The sequence below is a fragment of the Bradyrhizobium sp. CCBAU 53338 genome (genome assembly GCF_015291665.1).
Classification (GTDB): domain Bacteria; phylum Pseudomonadota; class Alphaproteobacteria; order Rhizobiales; family Xanthobacteraceae; genus Bradyrhizobium.
Map to the genome: position 1 here is coordinate 1,162,352 of NZ_CP030048.1, position 20,926 is coordinate 1,183,277.

Sequence of the window (20,926 nt, forward strand, 5' to 3'; positions counted from 1 at the left end):
GTTTTCGGTGTGCTCGATGGCACGGAAATTGCTGCATTTTTGCCTTCAGTCCTGAAGGTCAGCCGGAGAATTTTGGAATGCTTGAAGGAGCCGAAGTACGGCTTGCCGTTGATATCGGTGGCACGTTCACCGACATCGTGCTGGACGTGGGCGAGGTGCGCAAGACCCGCAAGGTGCTGACGACGCCGCAGCGGCCCGAACAGGCCGTGCTGGACGGGATGCGTCTCATTCTGACCGACGCGCGTGCGCATATCAGCGACATCGACGTCTTCATTCACGGCACGACGCTCGCGACCAACGCCATCATCGAGCGGCGCGGCGCAAAAACGGCGCTGATTGCGACCGACGGCTTTCGCGATGTGCTCGATATCGGCACCGAGAGCCGCTACGACCAGTACGACCTCACCATCGACAAGCCGAAGCCGCTGGCGCCGCGCAGTCTGCGCTTCACCGTGCCGGAGCGTATCGACGCGCATGGTGCCGTCCGTCTCCCGCTCGACGAAGCCGCCGTGCGCGCGCTCGCGCCGAAATTGCGCGAATTGAAGGTCGAGAGCGTCGCGATCGCCTTCCTGCATTCCTACGCCAATCCCGACCATGAGCGCCGTGCGGCGGCGATCATCGCTGAGGAAATGCCGGGCATTTCGGTGACGGTGTCGTCGGCCGTGTGCCCGGAGATCCGCGAATATGAGCGCACGTCGACGGCGGTTGCGAATGCCTATGTGCAGCCGCTGATCGACGGCTATCTCGCGCGGATGGCGGACGCCTTGCAGGTCGAGCAGTTCCGCGGCGCCATCTATCTCGTCACGTCGGGTGGCGGCGTTACCTCGATCGAGACGGCGCGGCGCTTCCCGGTGCGCCTCGTCGAGTCCGGTCCTGCCGGCGGCGCGATCTTCTCGGCGCAGATCGCAGCGCGTCTCGGCGAGAGCAAGGTGCTCTCGTTCGACATGGGCGGCACCACCGCAAAAATCTGCCTGATCGAAAAATACCAGCCCGAGACCTCGCGCGTGTTCGAGGTCGATCGCGCTGCGCGCTTCCTCAAGGGCTCCGGTCTGCCGGTCCGCATTCCCGTGATCGAGATGGTCGAGATCGGCGCCGGCGGCGGCTCGATCGCGCATGTCGACGCGATGAAGCGCGTCACGGTCGGCCCCGAAAGCGCCTCGTCGGAGCCGGGCCCCGCCTGCTACGGTCGTGGCGGCGAGCGTCCGGCGGTGACGGATGCGGACGTTGCCCTCGGCATGATCGATCCCGACGCCTTTGCCGGCGGCACGATCAAGCTCGACCCGGAGCTGTCGAAACAGGCTCTGCTGAGCAACGTCGGCGAGCCGCTGGGCCTGTCGGCGGAAACCGCGGCCTATGCGGTTCACGAGGTGGTCTGCGAGAACATGGCGAGCGCGGCGCGCGTGCATGCGGTGGAACGCGGCGAGATCGTCGGCCAGCACACGCTGATCGCGTTCGGTGGTGCGGCGCCGCTGCATGCGGCGCGTGTCGCCGAGAAGATCGGCGTGTCCAGGGTGATCGTGCCATCGAATGCCGGCGTCGGCTCGGCGGTTGGCTTCCTTGCGGCGCCCATCGCCTATGAGCTGGTGCGCAGCCGTCACGTCCGGCTCGATGACTTCGACACCGCGGCGGTATCCGATCTCTTGGAGGAGATGGTGACCGAGGCGCGTGCGCTGGTCGAGCCCGGTGCAGCCGGCGCGCCGGTGCGTGAGCGCCGCGCCGCGTTCATGCGCTATGTCGGCCAGGGCCACGAGATCACGGTCGAGCTGCCGAACCGGCCGCTGACGACGGCCGATCTCGCCGGCCTCCGCCAGAAGTTCGAGGCGGATTATTCCGCGATGTTCGAGCGCCCGATACCGGGCGCGGCGATCGAGGTGTTGAGCTGGTCGGTGCTGGCGACCACTGAAGCGCGCAATCCGCCCAAGGTTGCAGCCGTCGCGCGCAAGCCCGCGGGCAAGGCGTCAGGCAGCCGAAAATTCTTCGACGGCCGCGCGGGCGAGGTGATCGAGATTCCGCTGTACCGCCGGGAGGACATGGCGCCCGGCGCGACGATAGCGGGTCCGGCGGTGATCGCGGAGGACGAGACCTCGACCTTCGTCTCCACCAGTTTTGACGCCCATATCGACGGTGCCGGCAGCATCGTCATGGAACGGAAGGCAGCCTGATCATGAGCAAGGTAAAAGGCGCGAGCCTGATCGACCTCCAGATCATGTGGCACCGGCTGATCGCCGTGGTCGAGGAGCAGGCGCAGGTGCTGCTGCGCACGGCGTTCAGCCCGATCGTGCGCGAATGTGGCGACCTCTCGGCCGGCGTGTTCGACCTCAGGGGGCGGATGCTGGCGCAGGCGGTGACCGGCACGCCCGGCCACGTCAACTCGATGGCGGAATCGGTCAAGCACTTCATCGATCACTTCCCGCTCGCGACGATGAAGGCGGGCGATGCCTACATCACCAACGATCCGTGGATGGGGACCGGCCATCTCAACGATTTCGTCGTCACCACGCCCTGCTTCAAGGACGGCAAGGTCGTCGCGCTGTTCTCCTGCACCAGCCATTTGATGGACATCGGCGGCATCGGCTTCGGGCCTGATGCCACCGACGTGTTCATGGAGGGGCTCTACATCCCCATGCTGAAGCTGATCGACCAGGGCGTCGTCAACGAGACGTTGATGGCGATGATCCGAACCAACACGCGGCTGCCGATCGACACCGAGGGCGACACCTATTCGCTCGCGGGCTGCAACGACGTCGGCTGCGAGCGGCTCGTGGAGATGATGACCGAGTTCGGCATCGACACGCTGGACGAACTCGGCGACTACATCTGCGACCGCTCGCGCGAGGCCGTGCTCGCCGAAATCGCCAAGCTGCCGAAGGGCAGCTGGCGCAACACCATGGTGGTCGACGGCTATGATGCGCCGGTGACGCTGGCCGCGACGCTGACGATCTCCGATCAAGGCATCCACGTCGATTTCGACGGCACGTCGGTCGCTTCAAAGTTCGGCATCAACGTGCCGCTGTCCTACACCACGGCCTACACCGTGTTCGGCCTCGGTTGCGTCGTCGCCTCGCAGATCCCGAACAATGCCGGCTCGCTTTCGCCGCTGACGGTGTCGGCGCCTGCGGGCGCGATCCTCAATGCGCCCAAGCCCGCGCCGGTCGCCTCGCGCCACATCATCGGCCAGATGCTGCCGGACGTCGTGTTCGGCTGCCTGCGCCAGATCATTCCCGAGCGCGCGCCGGCGGAAGGCACCTCGTGCCTGTGGAATCTCAACGTGCGTGGCCAGACCCGCTCGGGAGTCGGCGGCAATTACGGGTTCTCGATGGCGGTCACCAGCAATGGCGGCACTGGCGCGCGCTTTGCGAAAGACGGTCTGTCGGCGACGGCCTATCCCAGCGGCGTGCGCGGCACGCCGGTCGAGATCGCGGAGACGCAGACGCCGTTGATCTTCTGGCGCAAGGAGTTGCGCCCGGATTCCGGCGGGGCAGGGCGCACTCGCGGCGGCCTCGGCCAGATCATCGAGGTCGGCAGCGGCGTCGATGCGCCGTTCGACATTCTCGCCGCATTCGACCGCATCGAGCATCCGCCGCGCGGCCGCGATGGCGGCAAGAACGGCGAGGCCGGCTATGTCGGTTTGAAATCCGGCAAGAAGCTGCGCGGCAAGGGCTTCCAGCAGGTCCCGCCGGACGACCGCCTGGTGGTGCACACGCCCGGTGGCGCCGGCATCGGCGCGCCGACGGAGCGGGATCGCGCTGCGGTCAGGGACGATGTCGAGAGCGGTCTCGTGTCGTCGGACAATGCGGCCGCAGTGTATGGCTATGCGCAGTGAGCCGCTGAAACAATTCGTCCCGGCCTCACCGGCCGGGACGACGCCTTGATGCTTTGAACTTACGCCGCCGCCTTCTTCCGCGCCTGCTCGGCCTTGTACAACTCGAACTCCTCCGCGACAGCCTTCGCGATCGAAGGTCGCTGGCGCAGGCGCTCGTAATACGCCTTCACGTTCGGCCATTTCGAAAGCTCGATCGGCGGCGTCGCCATGGTCCAGTTGATGACCGTGACGAGATAGGCATCGGCCACGCTGAAATGGTCGAGCAGGAACTCGCGGCCGTCGAGGAAATTGTCGAGATAGTCGAGCCGCGACAGGTTTTTCTCCAGGGCGTAAGCCTTGGTCTCCTGAGGCGCCTTGCGATCGAGCACGGGGATGAATAGCCCCTTGTGCAACTCGGTGCCGATGAAGCAGAGCCATTGGTGCAGCCGCGTGCGGTCGATGCCTTGTGTTGCGCCGAGTCCGGATTGCGGGAAACGGTCGGCGACATATTGCAGAATCGCCGCGTTCTCGGTCAGCACGACGCCTTCGTCGGTGCGCAGCGTCGGCACCAGGCCGATCGGATTGACGGTGCGGAAGTCGGAGCCGTCCTTGAGCACTGTCTTGGTCGGTGAATCGACTTCGAGATAGTTCGCATCAGCGCCGGCCTCATAGAGCGCGACGCGCGTCGCCATGGAGCAGGCGAGCGGCGAGAAATAAAGATCCATCTGGTGCCTCCTTGGGCAGTTCCTCTCGTGAGTATCGCTCAACCTGGCCAGATTGATTTTTGTACTGTCCTGCATAATATGGGATGGGTCAAGGATTAATTTGCGATATGGTACAAAAATCGAAGCCGCCAGCTGCTGTCAATGAACCCGAGCGCCCCAAGCGCCGCGGCCGCCCGCGCGCCTATGAGCCCGATGTCGCCCTCGGCAAGGCGCTCGATCTGTTCCGCAAGCAGGGTTTTGCCGCGACGTCGCTCGACGATCTCAGCGAAGCCACCGGGATGAACCGGCCGAGCCTTTACGGTGCCTTCGGCGACAAGCGCGAACTCTACATCAAGAGTTACCAGCGCTACCGAGAGGACGCCCGCGCATCGATGATCGAGATCTTTCGCCAGGAGATGCCGGTGCGCCAGCGGCTGGAGCGCATCTATGCCGCCGCGCTGAACATCTATCTCTCGGGCGAGACCGGCCCGCGCGGCTGCTTCACGGTGGTAACGGCCGCGTCAGAGGCGGTGGGCGATCCCGAGATTCGCGCCATGGTGCTGGAGGGGCTCACCGACCTCGACAAGGCCTTTGCAAATTGCTTCCGCCGCGCCAAGGAGAAGGGCGAGCTGCCTGCGAGTGCGGATCCCGCGGCGCTCGCGCAACTCGCCTCCGCCACCATCCACACCATCGCCATCCGCTCCCGCGCGCGCGTGCCGCGCAAGGAGCTGGAAGCGATCGTCAAGGGCGCGATCGATGTGATGGTGGGGGCAGGCGCGAAGGCATGAGCTGTCGTCGGGACGACATCGTATTTGTAATGCGAGCTATCTCCCCAACGTCGTCCTGGCGAAAGCCAGGATGAGGCGCGACCCCACCCGACTACGCCGCGCGGATCTGCGCGAGGAAGCGGTCCACTTCGTCGCGCAGGCGCTGCGACTGTTTTGACAGTTCGACGGCGGAGGCCAGCACCTCTTCCGCGGCCGTGCCGGTCGCCGCGATGCCGTCGGTGACGCCGGCGATGTTCTGCGAGACCTCGCCGGTGCGCGCAGCAGCCTGCTGGACGTTCTGGGCGATCTCCTGCGTCGCCGTGCCCTGCTGGCCGACGGCCGCCGCGATCGCGGCGGAGATCTCGTCGACTTCCCTGATCGTCGCGCAGATCGACTGGATGCCTTCGACCGCGCCTGATGTCTCGCCCTGAACCGCGGTCACCTGCGCGCCGATCTCTTCCGTCGCCTTCGCGGTCTGGGTCGCGAGCGCCTTCACCTCGGAGGCGACCACGGCAAAGCCGCGGCCGGCTTCGCCCGCGCGCGCCGCCTCGATCGTCGCATTCAGCGCCAGCAGGTTGGTCTGGCCGGCGATGCCGTTGATGAAGGAGACGACGTCGCCGATCTTTTGCGCGGCATCTGCGAGGCTCCGGACGCGCGCATTCGATGCCTGTCCGTCGCTCGCGGCCTTGCCCACCACTTCGGTTGCATGCGCCAGCCGCCGGCTGATCTCGCCCATCGACGAGGACAATTCTTCCGCCGCGGCCGCGACCGTCTGCACGTTCTCCGAGGCGAGCGCGGAAGCCGACGACACTGTGCGGGTCTGCTGCCGCGATTGCTCGACGATGTCAGACATCGAGCGTGCAGTGTGCTCCATCTCGACCGCCGCCGCCGACACCGTGGTAACGACATCGCGGATGCTGGCTTCGAAATTGTCGGCCAGCGCGGCGAAGGCGCGCCGCTTCTCCGTCTCGGATTGTGCCTTGGCCTCGAGCTGACCGGCCTGGAGCTTGCCGAAGTTGACGGCGTTGTCGCGGAACACCGCGACCGCCTTCACCATCGCGCCGACCTCGTCGTTGGCACTGCTCTCGGGAACTATAACGTCGAGCCGGCCATCTGCGAGCTCGCGCATCACATTGGTGATGGAGAGGATCGGCCGCGAGATACTGCGGGCAATGAGATAGCCGGTGATAGCGGCGAGCGCGAGCCCGAGCGCGGCGATGCCGATTGCGAGTATCCAGGCGCGATCGGCCGAGGCCACGTAATCGGCGTTGTCCATGACCAGCTCGACGGCGCCGAGCGGCTTGCCCGAAAAGTCCTTGATCGGCCCGAGCAACGCAGCGACCGGCGTCGTATCCAGCTTCGCTTGCCGCACCGTGAACTCGCCGCCGGCGGCGCGGCCATAGTCGGCCGCGTCGAAGAAGCTCCTGCCCTTCAGCGTGCCACCGAACAGCTTGAAGCCTGCGCCGTCGGCGAGATGGAAGGCGATATCGACATGGCGATTGAGCTTGAAATCGTCGAGAAAGGACTGGCCGAAGGTCAGGCCGAATTCGACCGAGCCCAGATGTTTGCCGGCTTGCGCGATCGGCACCACGCCGCGGATGCCGAGCCCGGCCACGCCGCCTTCGAGGCCGACGACGACCTTGTGCGCCTGATTGGCGTCAACGACGGTCTTGCGGAAGCTCGAGAGGTCGTCACCGAACTTCGCTGGCTGGTGTACGCGCAGGAAGGACGTCGCGGGTGGTGTATGGAACTGGAACTGTTCGACGCCGTATTCCGACTTGGTCGCTGCAAAGACCGGCCCGAACAGCCGCACCAGCGCCTCGCGGTCCTGCCTGGCCATCGCGTCCTGCGTCGCCGGCATGGCCGCCACGACCGTGCTCATGGCGGCGGCACGATGGGATTCTTCCGCGATCCGCGACAGCAGCGCATCATAATGGCTGCGCAGTTCGCGCTGGTCGGCGCGGTCGATGATCCCCCCAATGATCCACATCGCGCCGAGCACCGCGATTAGCGCAGTCGCCGCCGCCGTCACGGCCAGCGCCACTGTGATCCGCATCCTGAGGCCGAGGCTGGTTCGCATGTCCGACTCGTTCGTTGAGCGTTGATTAACAACGCCTATCAACTTCTCGCTAAGAGAGGATGAACGAGGAAGGTGCAGCGGGGGTTGTGCGGGGAGCGGGGAGCCCTAATACCCCCTGCCGCGATCCACCACATTCTCCAGCGCCCCACCGGCCTCGAACCTTGCGATTTGTTCGGCGACATAGGCCGAGATCGCGTCCGCGTCGGTGTCGGCGGCGTTGTGCGGGGTCAGCACCACCTTGGGGTGGGTCCAGAACCGGCTGTCCTTTGGCTGCGGCTCCTGCACGAAGACGTCGAGCGATGCGGCGCCGAGCGTGCCGTCGTCGAGGCAAGCCAGGATGTCGGCTTCGTTCTGCAGGCCGCCGCGGCCGGCATTGATCAGCACCGGCGCGCCGAGTGGGCTCGTGCGGTTGAGCTTGGTGAAGACATCGCGATTGAGGATGCCGTGTGTGTCAGGCGTCAGCGGCAGCAGCGACACCAGGATATCGGTCTTGCGCAGGAACGCATCCATGCCGGCGGTGCCGTGGAAGCATTCGACGCCCGCGATGGTGCGCGGGCTGCGGCTCCAGCCGGCGACGCGGAAGCCGAGCCGCCGCAGCACGTCGGCGGCATCGGCGCCGAGCGTGCCGAGGCCCATGACGCCAACCGTGACGGCGCTCGCAGGCCACTGATATTTCGGCTCCCAGCGCCTGGCGCGTTGCGAGTCCCGCAAATAGAGCTCCTGGCGGTGGTGCATCAACACGTGCAGCACGACATATTCGGTCATGCGGTTGGTGAGGTCGGGCACGGCCACGCGCACCAGCGGCACGTTGGGCAGGCTCTTGTCGGCCATCAGGGCGTCGACGCCGGCGCCCAGATTGAAGATCGCGCGCAGATTGGGGAAGGAGCCGAGGTCGCCCTGCACCGGCTTCCACACCGCGGCATAGTGCACCTCGGCCGGATCGAGCCCCGCATCCGGCAGCAGCACCACGCGGCGGCCGCCACAGACCGCATCGAACCGGGCCTTCCAGCGCTCCGGCAGCCAGTTCTGCTGCGTGCTGTTGATCAGGACGGCCAGTGTGCCTTTGGTCATTCGAAGTGCCTCATGAGGTTCCGCTCTTGGAGGCCCTCCTTGGCACGATCCGACGGATTTTTCTCGCAAATTATTTCCGCAGCCCTGTCGGGGCAGGGCATAGTGGATCGTCTTTAAAACAAGCGTTCAGGGAAGGTGCTGCCCATGCTTTATGCGATACTTTGCTATCATGACGAAGACTTCGTCGGCTCCTGGAGCAAGGACCAGGACGAGGCCGTGATGAAGAAGCTCGCCGTGGTGCAGGAGAAGCTCACGAGCCAGGGCCGGCTCGGGCCGGTGGCGCGGCTGCTGCCGACCACCGCGGCGGCGACCCTGCGCAAGGAAGATCCGCCGCTGGTGCTGGACGGTCCCTATGCCGAGACCAAGGAGCAGCTGCTCGGCTTCTACATCGTCGACTGCAAGAACCTCGACGATGCGCTCGACGTCGCGCGCGACCTTGGCGCTGCCAATCCCGGCGGCGCCTATGAAGTGCGTCCCGTCGGCGTGTTCCGGCCCGGAGGAATTTCGGCGTGAGCGACACTGATACCGCCTGGATCGAGACCGCGCTGACCTCGGCGCGTCCGCAGGCGGTCGGCGCGCTGCTGCGCTATTTCCGCGATCTCGACACGGCTGAGGAGGCGTTCCAGAACGCCTGCCTGCGCGCGCTGAAGAGCTGGCCGCAGAACGGGCCGCCGCGCGATCCTGCGGCCTGGCTGATCATGGTCGGCCGCAACGTTGCCATCGATGAGGTTCGCCGCACCCGCAAACAGCAGCCGCTGCCGGAGGACGACCAGGCGATCTCCGATCTCGACGACGCCGAGGGCGCGATCGCCGAGCGGCTCGACGGCTCGCACTACCGCGACGACATTTTGCGGCTGATGTTCATCTGCTGCCATCCGCAGCTGCCCGCGACACAGCAGATCGCGCTGGCGCTGCGCATCGTCTCCGGTCTCACCGTGAAGCAGATCGCGCGCGCCTTCCTGGTTTCGGATGCCGCGATGGAGCAGCGCATCACCCGCGCCAAGGCGAGGGTTGCGGAAGCCGGGACGCCGTTCGAATCGCCCGGCGCGATCGAGCGCTCCGAGCGGCTCGCGGGCGTCGCGGCGATGATCTATCTGATCTTCAACGAGGGTTATTCGGCGAGCGGCGACACCGCCGAGATCAGGAAGCCGCTCTGCGAGGAAGCAATCCGGTTGGCGCGGCTGCTGTTGCGGCTGTTCCAGAGCGAGCCGGAAATCATGGGGCTCACGGCCCTGATCCTGTTGCAGCATGCACGCAGCGCCGCGCGCTTTGCCGAAGACGGCTCGCTGATCCTGCTCGACGATCAGGACCGCTCGCTGTGGAACCGCACGATGATCGCGGAAGGCCTCGCTTTGATCGACAAGGCGATGCGCCACCGCCGCAGCGGGCCCTATCAGATCCAGGCTGCGGTCGCCGCGCTGCATGCGCGCGCCGCGACGCCCGACGAGACGGACTGGGCGCAGATCGACCTGCTCTACGGCGCGCTCGAAGTGGTACAGCCTTCACCGGTAGTGACCCTCAACCGCGCGGTTGCCGTCTCCAAGGTGCGCGGGCCGCAGGCTGCGCTCGATCTGATCGAGCCTCTGGCGCCCAAACTTGCCAACTATTTTCATTTCTACGGCGTGCGCGGCGCCTTCCTGATGCAGCTCGGCCGCAACGACGAAGCGCGAATCGCTTTCGATCGCGCCATTGCGCTCGCCAACACGTCGGCCGAAGCCGCCCACATCCGAATGCACATCGATCGCCTGATCCGGGACAGCCAGCCGAAGAGCGGCGGTGCCCGGCAGGGTGCCAAGGCGAAATAGAGCCCAGCTGTTTCCGCACCGTCATGGCCGGGCCAAACACTTGTCCCGGCCGTCCACGTTCTGTCGTGCTGTCCAAGTCCGCGGCTGCCCCGGTCGAGCCTGTCGAGCCCGGTCATGACGCTGGGTGGACGGGTGCCAAAAATTCGCTTTCCGAGTGTCGGCTCCCTCAGTTCCCCTTCGTCTTAATCCCGTATCCAGGAGTCATCCATGCTGAAAGCTATTGCCATTGTCGCTGCCGTGCTCGCGATCGGGATCGCGGGGATCCTCGTTCTTGCTCTGACCAAACCCGACACGTTCCATGTCGAACGCTCGCTCGCGATGAAGGTGCCGGCCGAGGCCATCTATCCGCTCGTCTCCGATTTCCACTTCTGGACCGGCTGGTCGCCCTATGAGAACCGAGATCCCGCCATGAAGCGCACCTATGGCGGAGCCATGGCAGGCAAGGGCGCGACCTATGCCTGGGACGGGAACAACAATGTCGGTGCCGGCCACATGGAGATCCTCGAGGCGAACGCGTCATCGAAACTTCGCATCAAGCTCGATTTCGAGCGGCCGTTCGAGGGCCACAACACGGCAGAGTTCACCTTTGTGCCGCAAGGCGATGCCACACTGGTCACATGGGCGATGTACGGTCCGGCGCCCTTGATGTCCAAGGTGATGCAGGTCTTCATCAACATGGACACCATGATCGGCAAGGATTTCGAGGCTGGCCTGGTCAGTCTGAAGAAGCTCAGCGAGAAGTAGCGCGGGAAACCGCCAAGGAAACCGCCAAGGAAGCGGTCAAGGAAGCGAAGAGGAGAGAAACGATGCTCAGTGCCTATCTGTTCTATCAGGACACCTGCGAAGCTGCGTTCAACTATTACGCCAAGGTCCTCGGCGGCAAGATCGACGCCATGATGCGCCTCTCGGAAGCGCCACCATCGGACATGCCCCCGGGGCCGGCTGGCCGCGAGAAAACGATCATGCATGCGCGGATGACGCTGCCCGGCGGCGCTGTGCTGATGGCCTCGGACACGCCGCCAGAACATTTTCACAAGCCGCAGGGCTTTTCGATCTCGCTCACCGTCATGGACCCTGCGGAGGGTGAGAAAAAATTCAATGCACTCGCCGACGGCGGAACCGTCACCATGCCGTTCAGCAAGACGTTCTGGGCCAAGGGGTTTGGCATGTGCGTCGACAAGTTCGGCATTCCCTGGATGGTGAATTGCCCGGCCGAAGGCATGTGAGCGTAACGTCCCGCTGATATGTTGGGCTGCGGTCTCCTCTCTCCGTTGTCGCGAGAGAGGAGGCGCGGCACGTCAGCGGATCGATCCCGTCACGTCCGCGCCCGGTGGCTGCGCCACGCAGCCGCGGCAAATCACGAGCTTCGAGCCGAGTTGCCTGTCGTTCTCGGCTTCGATCTCGTCCTCGACCGCCCACCACGCGTCGGAATAGGGGCGCAGCGTGGCCAGCACCCTTTGCCGCTCCACATTGGGATCGCTCTCTGGTGCTGCGTGACTTGCCGCGTGGCGTTTTGTGACGGCAGGACGATTGGGATCCTGACCGAGTCCGTCCCACGCGATCGGGCGCCGCTCCGCCGCCGGCGCACTTGCGCATCCCGCGAGCGCTGCGCAAAAACTGAGCAAGACGAGAATGTGTCGAGCCATGTCGAACCTGTCGTGCGCTGTGCCACGCGAATCTGCGTGGAAAAATTTGCACCGCGACGTTTACCCGTGACTTGAGGGAAAACGACGTCGACGACATGGCCGAAAGGAGATTCGTGCGCTCGATTCACTTTGCGCAAGCGTTCGAGCGGGTTCGTGACACCACGCGAATTGCATCGCACAACAACTGGCGCAAGATTAGGCTGTGCACTTCGCGCCAGAATCGATAACACTATTCATAATATCTACAAATTAGGGTGGGCGTGACTTGGAAGGGAGCGACCGATGGCGGCGGCGCTACAAATCAACTTTGCTCTGTGGGGAATGCTCATCTGCGCAAGCATGAAGCTTGTGCCGATGGTTGAGATTGTCCTCCACTAGAACAGCAGCCAGTTTGTGACGGCTACGGCGCCCTGAGCAAGGACGTAGAGCCAGCCGACCGTCGCGACCGCGCTTGTGACGAGGAGCGTCAGGGTGAAGACCTGATCGCTTCCTTTCCGATGAAGTGATGACCGAGCTTGCGAACCGGCATGTCCGTCGCTGCCGACGCTTGTCATGAATTCCCCCGCGGACATCGGTGTCGCCGTGTTCATCTATGCCAGCTCAACCTTGGCTTTAGTGTGACGCGACTCACGCGGTGCTTGCGAACGCAGCACCGTGCGTCAGCTGATGAACAGCGCGATCAGCATGAAGCTCCTGCTCATCACGACAATCATGGGAACCACGAGGTTGCGCTGTCGCGACTGGCGACGCGGCGGAAGCCTTTGTCGCGGTGACTCGCTCGCATGCGACGCCGGCTCCGAAGGTGCGAGCGAAACCCTGGCGTCCGAACCGATGTACTTCACGTACAACTCGAGCAGCCGCAGTTCGGACGTCAGGTCGATCAGTCCCTCGCGGTCTCGCCGCGTCAACTCCTCGAACTCGAGAGTTTCTTCCGAGCTCAACGGGCCGTGGACGATCCGTCCCTGATCCGACATACGGTAGCGAAGATCGATGGACTCCATATGCGTCCCATTTGAAAATGACTGATCTTGAAAATGTGGAACCATTGTAGTCCGCGGCCGCTGCTGAGATGTGACGGTCGCGCAATCATCGCGATGCGCGACGGCCCGGTCTGGCCAGCAGCATCATAAACGCCGGGGCAAGGCTGCAAATCGCGTAAATTGTGCACGCATTGCGGAGCGCTTGAGCGGATTTCGCGCCGCAAGGGGCGGAATCGCAGGGTGGTGCCTAATCGTCGGACAGCGGAGGATTTGTCGCAGTCATATCGTAGCCCGACGCCGAGACGTCACCGGCAGCGCGGATAGATCGCGGCGAGGTCGCGCCCCTTCAACAAGAGCAGCCGTGAGGTGAGGCCGCCGCGGCGGCTGATCCAGTCGCGGACCGGGCCGGGATAGGCCGCAAGCACGGCTTCGGATGCTTCCGGCTCGGCATAAAAGCGCCCGCGCCGGTCGACCGAACGGGCGGCATGAAAGCCGAGCACGGCGCGTCTTGTGACGCAGATGCGCTCGCCCGGCACGATGCTGAGCACCAGCGTACAGGCGGACAGGCAGGGGCCGTCGATCACCACGCGCTCACCGCTCTCGCGCACCTTCTCGAACAAATCGAGGAACGGTCCGACCTGGCCGCCGGGACTCTGGATGATGCGGATCTCGGCCCTGGCGGGTAAGGAGGCGAGCAGGGCGGCGGCGAGCAGCAAGGCTGTGGTCGATGTGATGCGTCGCATGAAGCACTCCACAAAGCCGGTCCGTAGGGTAAGTCAGCTGCAGTCTTAACCCACCATCTTTCGCGCCGCACGAAAAGAGGTTCTAGCCGTTCCGGCGCTGGCCGCGCAGCGTCGGCAGGCCGATGCCTGCCGCATCGAAGCCGCCATCGACGGCCAAAATCTGGCCGGTGATGTAGCTCGAACGATCCGAGCACAGGAAGAAGATCGCCTCCGCGAGTTCCTCCTCCAGGCCGTAACGATTGAGCGGGATGGCGTCGTGATAGTCGGCGCGAATCTCCTTGGTGTGCACCTGCTTCGCCATCGCGGTGTCGACCGGACCCGGCGCGACGGCGTTGACGCGGATGTTGAGCGAGGCGAGCTCGACCGCGAGCTGCTTGGTGAGATGCGCGAGCCCGGCCTTGCTGGTGCCGTAGGCCGAGCGCAGCGTCGAGGCGCGCACGGCCGAAATCGAGGTGATGTTGACGATGGCGCCGCCATCGCCGTCGCGCATGAGCGGCACCGCCGCCCTGGTGCAGAGGAACGGACCGGTGAGGTTGACCTCGAGCACGCGGCGCCAGTCGGCTTCCGACGTCTCCATCAGCGGTGCGAACACCGCAATGCCGGCATTGTTGACCAGCGCGTCGAGCCGGCCGAAGCGCTGCGCGACCGCCGTCATGGCGGCGCCGACCGCGGTGCTGTCCGAGACGTCGCAGCTGAGCGCCAGCGTGTCGTCGCTCCTGCCGATGTCGGCGACCGCCCTGGCGAGCAGCTCGCCCTCGATATCGAGCAACGCGACCCGCCAGCCCTCGGCGAGAAACTTCTTCGCAGCCGCAAGTCCGATGCCGCGCGCGGCGCCGGTGACGAGGGCGATCTTCGGCTGGGCTGACGGCATCTGGGGGCTGTCCTTCTGGCTCGGATCTGGCGGTGGCATTGCGGCCAGCGTCCCTTACTGCGCCAGAAAGACCCCAGATGCAATCAAGGCCCGGCATCACGGGATGCAGGGCCTTGGTAAGGGGAGTCGAATGGTTCCGTGGAGGAACGCCTAGGACAGCTCCGCCGCTGCGCGCTGCATGTTCGCCGACATGTCCGCGGTCACGGCGCTCTGTTCCTCGACCGCGGCGGCGGTGGTGGCGATGAACTCGTTGACGCCGGCGATCGCGGCCTTGATCGCGGTCAGCGAGTTCGCGACGTCGCCCGAGATCACGTTCAGCGCGTCGATTTCGGAGGTGATCGTGTCCGTCGCCTGCTTGGCCTGATTGGCGAGATTCTTCACCTCCGAGGCGACCACCGCAAAGCCGCGGCCGGCTTCGCCGGCACGGGCGGATTCGATCGTGGCGTTGAGCGCGAGCAGATTGATCTGGCTGGTGATGCCGGAGATCATTTCGACGATGCCACTCATGGCTTGCGCCGCGGTCGCCAATTTCTGCGCCTGGCTGTCCGCGGATTCGACCCTCGTCGCCGCAGTCTTGGAATTCTCGCGCGACTTCGCCATGGTTTCGGAAATCTCGCGGATCGACGCACTCATTTCTTCGCTGCCCGCCGCGACAGCCTCGATCAGTCCGCGCGCGGCCTCGGCCTTCTTGCGGCCGATCGCCTGCGCTGTGATGTCGGTGGCGTATTTCACCACCTTGTAGGGCTTGCCGTTGAGGTCGAAGATCGGGTTGTAGGACGCCTGGATCCAGATCTCGCGGCCGCCCTTGGCGATCCGCTTGTATTCGGCGGCCTGGTATTCGCCGCGATTGAGGGTCTCCCAGAACTGGCGGTAGGCGGCCGAGTTCTTCTCGTTCGGGTCGACGAACATGCCGTGATGCTGGCCCTTGATCTCGGCGAGCGAATAACCCATCGCCTTGAGGAAATTTTCGTTCGCGGTGCGGATCGTGCCGTCCATGTTGAACTCGATCACCGCCTGCGACTTCTGGATCGCGGCGAGCTGGCCGTCATTGTCGGCGGACTTCATCTTCTGGGCGGTGATGTCGGTCGCGAACTTCACCACCTTGAACGGCTTGCCGCTCTCGTCGAGGATCGGATTGTAGCTCGCGAGAATCCAGATCTCGCGGCCGCCCTTGGCGATCCGCTTGAACTCGGCAGCCTCGAACTCGCCGCGGTTCAGCTTGGCCCACAGCGCGCCATAGGCCGCGCCGGCGCGGTCCTCCGGCGTCACGAACATGCTGTGGTGCTTGCCCTTGATCTCGTCCAGCGTATAGCCCATCGCACCGAGAAAATTCTCGTTGGCGGTGATGATGGTGCCGTCCGTCTGGAACTCGATCACGGCCTGGGCGCGGTTGATGGCGGCGATCTTGCCGGAATCTTCCATCGCCTTGATCTTCTCGGCCGTGATGTCGGTGGCGAGCTTGATGACGCCAGTCGGCTTGCCGTTCTTGTCAATGATCGGATTGTAGGAGGCCTGAATCCAAACGGGCTGGCCCCCCTTGGCGAAGCGCTTGTATTGCGCAGCCTGGTACTCCCCGCGATTGAGCCGCGCCCAGAACTCGCGATAGACGGCGCTCTCGCGTTCGGCCGGATCGACGAAAATGCCGTGATGCCTGCCCTTGATCTCGCTGAGCGAATAGCCCATCGCCTTCAGGAAGTTCTCGTTTGCGGTGACGATGGTGCCGTCGAGACCGAACTCGATCACCGCCTGCGACCGGTCGAGCGCCTCGACCTCTGCGACGGCGTGCCTGACTTTCTTGTTCTGGAAATTGAACACGTGATGCTCCGCAATGATCTGGCGGCGGATCGGCGGGATCACCGTATCGCCGCATTAGCGGAAAAGTTGCATGGTCTTGTTGAGCAACTGTAAACCCGTGCATAAACCTGAGTTAGCTCCGTATTTCCACGTGTGATGTCGATGTCGTTCAGTTGGCGAGCTTTCTGGCTTCATAAGCACTGTGCAATTCATACGAGCTGGCCGTAGTTTTACTGAGCCGTGCCGAAAAATATTCCCGTTCGGCGCATGGCGTCGGCTGCGACAGATTGCCGGCGCTGCCGCGACTGCTTCGTCTTGCGGAGGTTCCCACACGCTGCCCGCGCGCCTCGCAATGACTTCCGAAATAATTTCCTCGGTCGTGTCGGCCTTGTAGCGGTTCGTTCGTCTTGGAAGTGAGCGCGGGCCAGAAGGCCCGCCTGAGTGAGGAACCGCATGCGATTCATGATGCTGATGATCCCGCTCGGCTATGAGACTGCGCCGGCGGACGTCCAACTCGGTCCCGAACGCGTTGCCGCGATGATGCGCTACAACGAGGCACTGAAGGACGCCGGCGTGCTGATCACGCTGGACGGCCTGCATCCGCCGTCGATGGGCGCGCGCGTCTCGTTTTCGACCGGTGTGCCCGTCGTGACCGACGGGCCCTTCGCGGAGGCCAAGGAAGTGCTGGGCGGCTACTGGATGATCGAGGTCGGCTCGCGCGAGGAGGCGATCGCCTGGGCCAGGCAATGCCCGGCCTCGGCCAATGAGATCATCGAGATCCGCCAGGTGCAGGAAATGACCGATTTTCCGCCCGACGTGCAGGCCGCTGCCGCCGGTTTCGAGGACCTGAAGAGCTAGCAAGGGAGAAACGACCGATGAGCAACGACACCTATCTTGCCGTCTTCCTCGGTAGCAAGACCAGTCCGAAATGGGCCGCATGGAATGCGATGTCCGACGCCGAGCGCAAGGCGAGGGAGATCGAGGGCATCGCGGCCTGGAAGGGGTGGGTCGAGAAGCACCAGGGGGCGATCCAGGCCATGGGCGGCCCACTGGGCAAGACCAAGAAGGTCGATGCCAAGGGTGTCGTCGACATCGCCAACGAGATGGGCGCCTTCACGGTGGTTCGCGCCACTTCGCACGAGGCGGCCGCCAAGATGTTCGAGAACCATCCGCATTTCGCGATCTTCCCCGGCGAGCGCGTCGAGATCATGCCGGTGCTGCCGATCCCGGGCGGCTAGGAGCCGATCGGAACGTCCGACACGTGGAAGTACGGGTTCACCAAAACCCGTTGCCGCTAGTGACCTTCACGCGCCGCTCATGTAAAGGTCGTTCACATGAGCTGGCGCAAGGAGCAGCGCCGCGCCGAGCGCGGCTATCACCACGGCAATCTGAAGGAAGCCCTTCTGCAGGCCGCCCTCGGGCTGATCGCCGAGAAGGGTGCGGCCGGCTTCACCTTCGCCGATGCCGCGCGCATGGCCGGTGTCAGTGCGGCGGCACCTTACCGGCATTTCCGCGATCGCGACGAACTGTTGTCCTCGATCGCGCAGCGCGGTTTTGAGCAGTTCGAGCAGAGGCTCACTGCGGCCTGGGACGACGGCCGCCCCGATACCGTCACGGCGTTCGAGCGCGTCGGCCGGGCCTATCTCGCGTTCGCCCGCGAGGAGCCCGCCTTCTACAACGCGATGTTCGAATCGGGCCTTCCCGTCGATGCCAATCCGGCGCTGCAGGCCGCCAGCGAGCGCGCTTTCAACGTCATTCGCGCCGCCGCGGAGCGTCTCGCGGCGCTCGCCCCGCCGGGCACGCCGCGTCCGCCGGCGATGATGATGGCGCTGCACATCTGGACGATGGCGCATGGCGTCGCCTCGCTGTTCTCGCGTGGCGATGCCGCACGCCGCAAGCTGCCGATGTCGCCGGACGAGCTGCTCGAGGCCGAGGTGCTGATCTATCTGCGCGGCCTCGGCTTCCCCACCGACCGCCGGCCGCAGGCGAACAGCGCCGAACCACCGCCGATCCCGCCGGAGGCACCCTCCGGTTCCGGCGTGCCTCCTGGCGGGCCCTGGGGCAAGCCGAAATAAAGTTGCGCAAATAATTCCGCAGGCCCCTCAGGCCGCCGGCTTGACAAAATCGCGCGATGGTCTAGCTATGTAAATGTTATTTACATTCACAACGGCGCTGATGCCGTGATGGAGAAGGGAAATGGCCTACACCGCTGATGTCAATCGCTGGCGCGGCCCCTCGGACCAACACCAACAGTACGAGCGGCCCCACATGCTCGATACGCCCTGGCATCCTGGCTGGATTGCCGTGACCATTCTCGGCTTCATCATCTGGTGGCCGATCGGACTCGCCCTTCTCTTTTTCACACTCGGGAGCAGAAGAATGTCGTGCTGGAGCAACTCGGATCGCTGGCAGAACAAGATGGAGCGGATGCAGTACAAGATGGACCGCATGCGCGACCGCATGGAGCGCCGCGGCTTCGGCGGCTTTGGCTTCGGTCCGCCGTCCTCCGGCAACCGCGCCTTCGACGAGTACCGCACCGAAACGCTGCGCCGGCTCGAGGAAGAGCAGGTCGAGTTCAAGAACTTCCTCGACCGTCTGCGCCACGCCAAGGACAAGGAAGAGTTCGACCAGTTCATGGCGCAGCACAAGACGCGTCCGACCCCGCCGCCGACCGACCAGCAGCAGGGCTGACACTTCTCAAAGCCTTCAGGCGCATGCCCCCAAAGTCCTGATGGCCCCGAGCCGCCCGCCTGCGCATCCCGCAGGCGGGCGGTTTGGTTTTGGGGGGAAGAGGATCGAGTCCTCCGAACCGGCGCACGGTTCGGAGGCACAAAAGCCCATGGACCTCACCACGCGCCTACTGCTCGGCATGACCGCTTTTGCGGTGCTGGGCTATCTCAGTTTCGTCTATGGCGGCTGCGCGGGCGCTGTCGATTGCCATTTCCGCAGCTGCGGCCGACAGCTCTGCGGTGTCGTCCACAGCCATCCCTCGACACGATAGAACCCGATCCGCGCGCGGCGCGACTAAACCGCGACGGCGCCTCCCGCGCGCCAACGGGTCCGACCATGACCAACGCCGAACACTACCAGATCAACCGGCGCATCGCGCTGCTCGAACGCGCGACGGCGCTGTTCGGGCGGTTCGGCGGCCTGATTCCGATGGCGGTTGCGTTTCTCAATAGATGGCCGACGCAAGTCGAACTCTACCCGCACTGGCAGGTCGGCGAGTCCTGGAAAGTCTTCCTGAGCCTCTACCTCTATTGGTTCGCCTGGCTCGCACTCGGCCGGGCAATCTCGTTCGCGAAGGGGAGCCTCGCGCCATGATCCTGCTTCGCGATTTCGCGCTCTTCGTCCTGCCGGCCCTCGTCGCGGCGGGCGGCTGGCTTTGTGCGCTCGGCCTGCGCAGGCAAGCCCGGCCGGAACGCGCGCCCGACGGACGCGTCCCGGCAGGATGAGGATGGCCCGCGCGCTTCAGCGCACCGTCGCGAGCTGCGCACGAACCGATGTCAGGAAGTGCTCGTAGGCATGGTCGACGATCTCGTTGAGGGATCGCGTGCGCGCGAACATCGCCCTGGCTTCGCTGAGAAACTCCTCGCGGGTCGGTATCTTCGGCAGATGCAGATGCGTCAGCGCATCGACGCCGTCATGCGCGCGATCGAGGATGTCGTGCAGGGTCGGCAGTTGCAGCTGCGCGAGATCGGCCCGGTGCAGTGCCGACGAGATCGCGTGCGCGAGCGCGTGAGCGTCGAACCGCCCCGCGAGTTCGCGGGCCGCGCGATGGATGACCCGCGCGCCGAGCGGCTGCTCGTTGCGCAGCACCAGCTCGGGCGGCGCCTTCATGTTCCAGACGACGCCGAACCAGGACAGGATCTTGAGCGCGTAATAGGTTACGTCAATCTCCCACCAGTAAAAGCCCTGCCGCACGCTGCTCTGGTAGGCGTGGTGATTGTTGTGCCAGCCTTCGCCCAGAGTGAGCAGTGCCAGCAGCCAGTTGTTGCGGGAATCATCGCCCGTGACGTAGCGCTTGCGTCCATGCACATGGGCGAGCGAATTGATGCAGAAGGTCGCGTGATAGACCAGCACCGTGCTCCACAGGAATCCGACGACCAGACCCGGCCATCCCGCAACCAGAAAGCAGAGCGCCGCAAGCACCACGGCCGGCAACAGCTCGAGCCGATGCAGCCACATCAGCTCCGGGTAGACCGCGAGATCGCCGACTTTCACCAGGTCAGTCGTGTCGTGCTCTCTGTAGAAAATCCAGCCGAGGTGGCTGTACAGAAAGCCGCGCTGGCGCGGGGAATGCACGTCGCGCTCCGTATCGGAATGCAGATGATGGTGCCGATGCTTGGCCGCCCACCACAACACGCTCTTCTGCGCGCTGCTCTGCGCAAGGCAGGCAAGGATGAACTGAAACACCCGGCCGGTCGCAAATGCCCGATGGGAGAAATAGCGGTGGTAGCCGGCTCCGATTCCGAACATCCGCACGACATACAGCGCCGCGCAGATCGCGAGGGCCTGCCAGGTGACGCCCGACCAGATCGCTGCAAGGCAGCCGAGATGGACCAGCAGGAACGGGACGGCGGAGGGGTACATGATGTCGTCGTGCTGGTCGTCGGCGGGCGCGTTGGGCGACATGTCTTGGCGTAACCTCTCTTGGCGTAAC

At 64.7% G+C, this 20,926-nt stretch carries 24 protein-coding genes; 14 read left to right on the top strand and 10 right to left on the bottom strand.

Annotated elements, in window-relative coordinates; all coding sequences use genetic code 11:
* Positions 1–77 precede the first annotated feature (77 nt).
* Both XH90_RS05620 and XH90_RS05625 read left to right on the top strand, forming a co-directional pair.
* On the top strand, positions 78–2,162 hold the full coding sequence (locus XH90_RS05620; protein WP_194479605.1) for a hydantoinase/oxoprolinase family protein: 2,085 nt from the start codon (positions 78–80) through the stop codon (positions 2,160–2,162).
* Between the two features lie 2 nt (positions 2,163–2,164).
* The gene (locus XH90_RS05625; RefSeq protein WP_194479606.1) at positions 2,165–3,823 is read left to right on the top strand and encodes a hydantoinase B/oxoprolinase family protein; all 1,659 of its coding nucleotides are present in this window, start codon (positions 2,165–2,167) and stop codon (positions 3,821–3,823) included.
* A 59-nt stretch (positions 3,824–3,882) separates the two neighbouring features.
* On the opposite strand, the gene XH90_RS05630 is transcribed toward XH90_RS05625, so the two are convergent.
* On the bottom strand, positions 3,883–4,527 hold the full coding sequence (locus XH90_RS05630; protein WP_194479607.1) for a glutathione binding-like protein: 645 nt from the start codon (positions 4,525–4,527) through the stop codon (positions 3,883–3,885).
* 107 nt (positions 4,528–4,634) lie between these two features.
* On the opposite strand from XH90_RS05630, the gene XH90_RS05635 reads away from it, so the two are divergent.
* The gene (locus XH90_RS05635) at positions 4,635–5,294 is read left to right on the top strand and encodes a TetR/AcrR family transcriptional regulator (protein WP_194479608.1); all 660 of its coding nucleotides are present in this window, start codon (positions 4,635–4,637) and stop codon (positions 5,292–5,294) included.
* Positions 5,295–5,385: 91 nt separating this feature from the next.
* Here the strand turns inward: XH90_RS05635 and XH90_RS05640 are convergent, their stop codons facing one another.
* Together XH90_RS05640 and XH90_RS05645 are read right to left on the bottom strand one after the other, a co-directional pair.
* The gene (locus XH90_RS05640) at positions 5,386–7,353 is read right to left on the bottom strand and encodes a methyl-accepting chemotaxis protein (protein ID WP_194479609.1); all 1,968 of its coding nucleotides are present in this window, start codon (positions 7,351–7,353) and stop codon (positions 5,386–5,388) included.
* A 105-nt stretch (positions 7,354–7,458) separates the two neighbouring features.
* The gene (locus XH90_RS05645) at positions 7,459–8,424 is read right to left on the bottom strand and encodes a glyoxylate/hydroxypyruvate reductase A (RefSeq protein ID WP_194479610.1); all 966 of its coding nucleotides are present in this window, start codon (positions 8,422–8,424) and stop codon (positions 7,459–7,461) included.
* Between the two features lie 144 nt (positions 8,425–8,568).
* On the opposite strand from XH90_RS05645, the gene XH90_RS05650 reads away from it, so the two are divergent.
* The 4 genes from XH90_RS05650 (at position 8,569) to XH90_RS05665 (ending at position 11,455) form a co-directional block, all read left to right on the top strand.
* Positions 8,569–8,937 (top strand): YciI family protein, encoded by a 369-nt coding sequence (locus XH90_RS05650; RefSeq protein WP_194466203.1) that lies wholly within the window; start codon positions 8,569–8,571, stop codon positions 8,935–8,937.
* A complete protein-coding gene (locus tag XH90_RS05655) occupies positions 8,934–10,229 on the top strand; it encodes an RNA polymerase sigma factor (RefSeq protein ID WP_194479611.1) in 1,296 nt (431 codons plus the stop codon). The genes XH90_RS05650 and XH90_RS05655 overlap by 4 nt, the downstream gene beginning before the upstream one ends.
* 207 nt (positions 10,230–10,436) lie before the next feature.
* A complete protein-coding gene (locus XH90_RS05660) occupies positions 10,437–10,973 on the top strand; it encodes an SRPBCC family protein (protein WP_194479612.1) in 537 nt (178 codons plus the stop codon).
* A 62-nt stretch (positions 10,974–11,035) separates the two neighbouring features.
* Complete coding sequence (locus XH90_RS05665; RefSeq protein WP_194479613.1) at positions 11,036–11,455, top strand: VOC family protein; 420 nt, start codon at positions 11,036–11,038, stop codon at positions 11,453–11,455.
* A gap of 72 nt (positions 11,456–11,527) precedes the next feature.
* On the opposite strand, the gene XH90_RS39750 is transcribed toward XH90_RS05665, so the two are convergent.
* The 6 genes from XH90_RS39750 to XH90_RS05695 all read right to left on the bottom strand — a co-directional run bounded on the left by XH90_RS39750 (position 11,528) and on the right by XH90_RS05695 (position 16,284).
* Positions 11,528–11,683: a hypothetical protein gene (locus XH90_RS39750; RefSeq protein ID WP_371748323.1), complete on the bottom strand. Its 156-nt coding sequence runs from the start codon at positions 11,681–11,683 to the stop codon at positions 11,528–11,530.
* A gap of 566 nt (positions 11,684–12,249) precedes the next feature.
* Positions 12,250–12,465 carry a hypothetical protein gene (locus XH90_RS05675; protein WP_194479615.1) on the bottom strand — a complete coding sequence of 72 codons (216 nt, stop codon included), beginning with the start codon at positions 12,463–12,465 and terminating at the stop codon, positions 12,250–12,252.
* 69 nt (positions 12,466–12,534) lie between these two features.
* Entirely contained in the window at positions 12,535–12,876 is a 342-nt protein-coding gene (locus XH90_RS05680) for a hypothetical protein (RefSeq protein WP_194482599.1), read from the bottom strand.
* A 284-nt stretch (positions 12,877–13,160) separates the two neighbouring features.
* The gene (locus XH90_RS05685) at positions 13,161–13,598 is read right to left on the bottom strand and encodes a hypothetical protein (RefSeq protein WP_194479616.1); all 438 of its coding nucleotides are present in this window, start codon (positions 13,596–13,598) and stop codon (positions 13,161–13,163) included.
* Positions 13,599–13,680: 82 nt separating this feature from the next.
* Positions 13,681–14,469 carry an SDR family NAD(P)-dependent oxidoreductase gene (locus XH90_RS05690; RefSeq protein WP_194479617.1) on the bottom strand — a complete coding sequence of 263 codons (789 nt, stop codon included), beginning with the start codon at positions 14,467–14,469 and terminating at the stop codon, positions 13,681–13,683.
* A gap of 150 nt (positions 14,470–14,619) precedes the next feature.
* The gene (locus XH90_RS05695) at positions 14,620–16,284 is read right to left on the bottom strand and encodes a PAS domain-containing methyl-accepting chemotaxis protein (RefSeq protein ID WP_194482600.1); all 1,665 of its coding nucleotides are present in this window, start codon (positions 16,282–16,284) and stop codon (positions 14,620–14,622) included.
* Between the two features lie 432 nt (positions 16,285–16,716).
* Here XH90_RS05695 and XH90_RS05700 point away from each other — a divergent pair, with 432 nt between their 5' ends.
* The 7 genes from XH90_RS05700 to XH90_RS39580 all read left to right on the top strand — a co-directional run bounded on the left by XH90_RS05700 (position 16,717) and on the right by XH90_RS39580 (position 19,718).
* Positions 16,717–17,121 (top strand): YciI family protein, encoded by a 405-nt coding sequence (locus tag XH90_RS05700; protein ID WP_194479618.1) that lies wholly within the window; start codon positions 16,717–16,719, stop codon positions 17,119–17,121.
* Between the two features lie 17 nt (positions 17,122–17,138).
* On the top strand, positions 17,139–17,501 hold the full coding sequence (locus XH90_RS05705) for a hypothetical protein (protein ID WP_194479619.1): 363 nt from the start codon (positions 17,139–17,141) through the stop codon (positions 17,499–17,501).
* Positions 17,502–17,597: 96 nt separating this feature from the next.
* Positions 17,598–18,338, top strand: a complete 741-nt coding sequence (locus XH90_RS05710; protein WP_194479620.1) for a TetR/AcrR family transcriptional regulator — start codon at positions 17,598–17,600, stop codon at positions 18,336–18,338.
* A gap of 121 nt (positions 18,339–18,459) precedes the next feature.
* Positions 18,460–18,954, top strand: coding sequence for a DUF2852 domain-containing protein (locus XH90_RS05715; protein ID WP_194479621.1), 495 nt, complete (start codon positions 18,460–18,462; stop codon positions 18,952–18,954).
* A gap of 148 nt (positions 18,955–19,102) precedes the next feature.
* The gene (locus XH90_RS05720) at positions 19,103–19,264 is read left to right on the top strand and encodes a hypothetical protein (protein ID WP_194479622.1); all 162 of its coding nucleotides are present in this window, start codon (positions 19,103–19,105) and stop codon (positions 19,262–19,264) included.
* 65 nt (positions 19,265–19,329) lie between these two features.
* Positions 19,330–19,587, top strand: a complete 258-nt coding sequence (locus XH90_RS05725; RefSeq protein ID WP_194479623.1) for a hypothetical protein — start codon at positions 19,330–19,332, stop codon at positions 19,585–19,587.
* Complete coding sequence (locus tag XH90_RS39580; RefSeq protein WP_256442504.1) at positions 19,584–19,718, top strand: hypothetical protein; 135 nt, start codon at positions 19,584–19,586, stop codon at positions 19,716–19,718. The genes XH90_RS05725 and XH90_RS39580 overlap by 4 nt, the downstream gene beginning before the upstream one ends.
* Positions 19,719–19,734: 16 nt before the next feature.
* Here XH90_RS39580 and XH90_RS05730 read toward each other — a convergent pair whose 3' ends face one another.
* Positions 19,735–20,898: an acyl-CoA desaturase gene (locus tag XH90_RS05730; RefSeq protein WP_194479624.1), complete on the bottom strand. Its 1,164-nt coding sequence runs from the start codon at positions 20,896–20,898 to the stop codon at positions 19,735–19,737.
* Between the last annotated feature and the right edge of the window lie 28 nt (positions 20,899–20,926).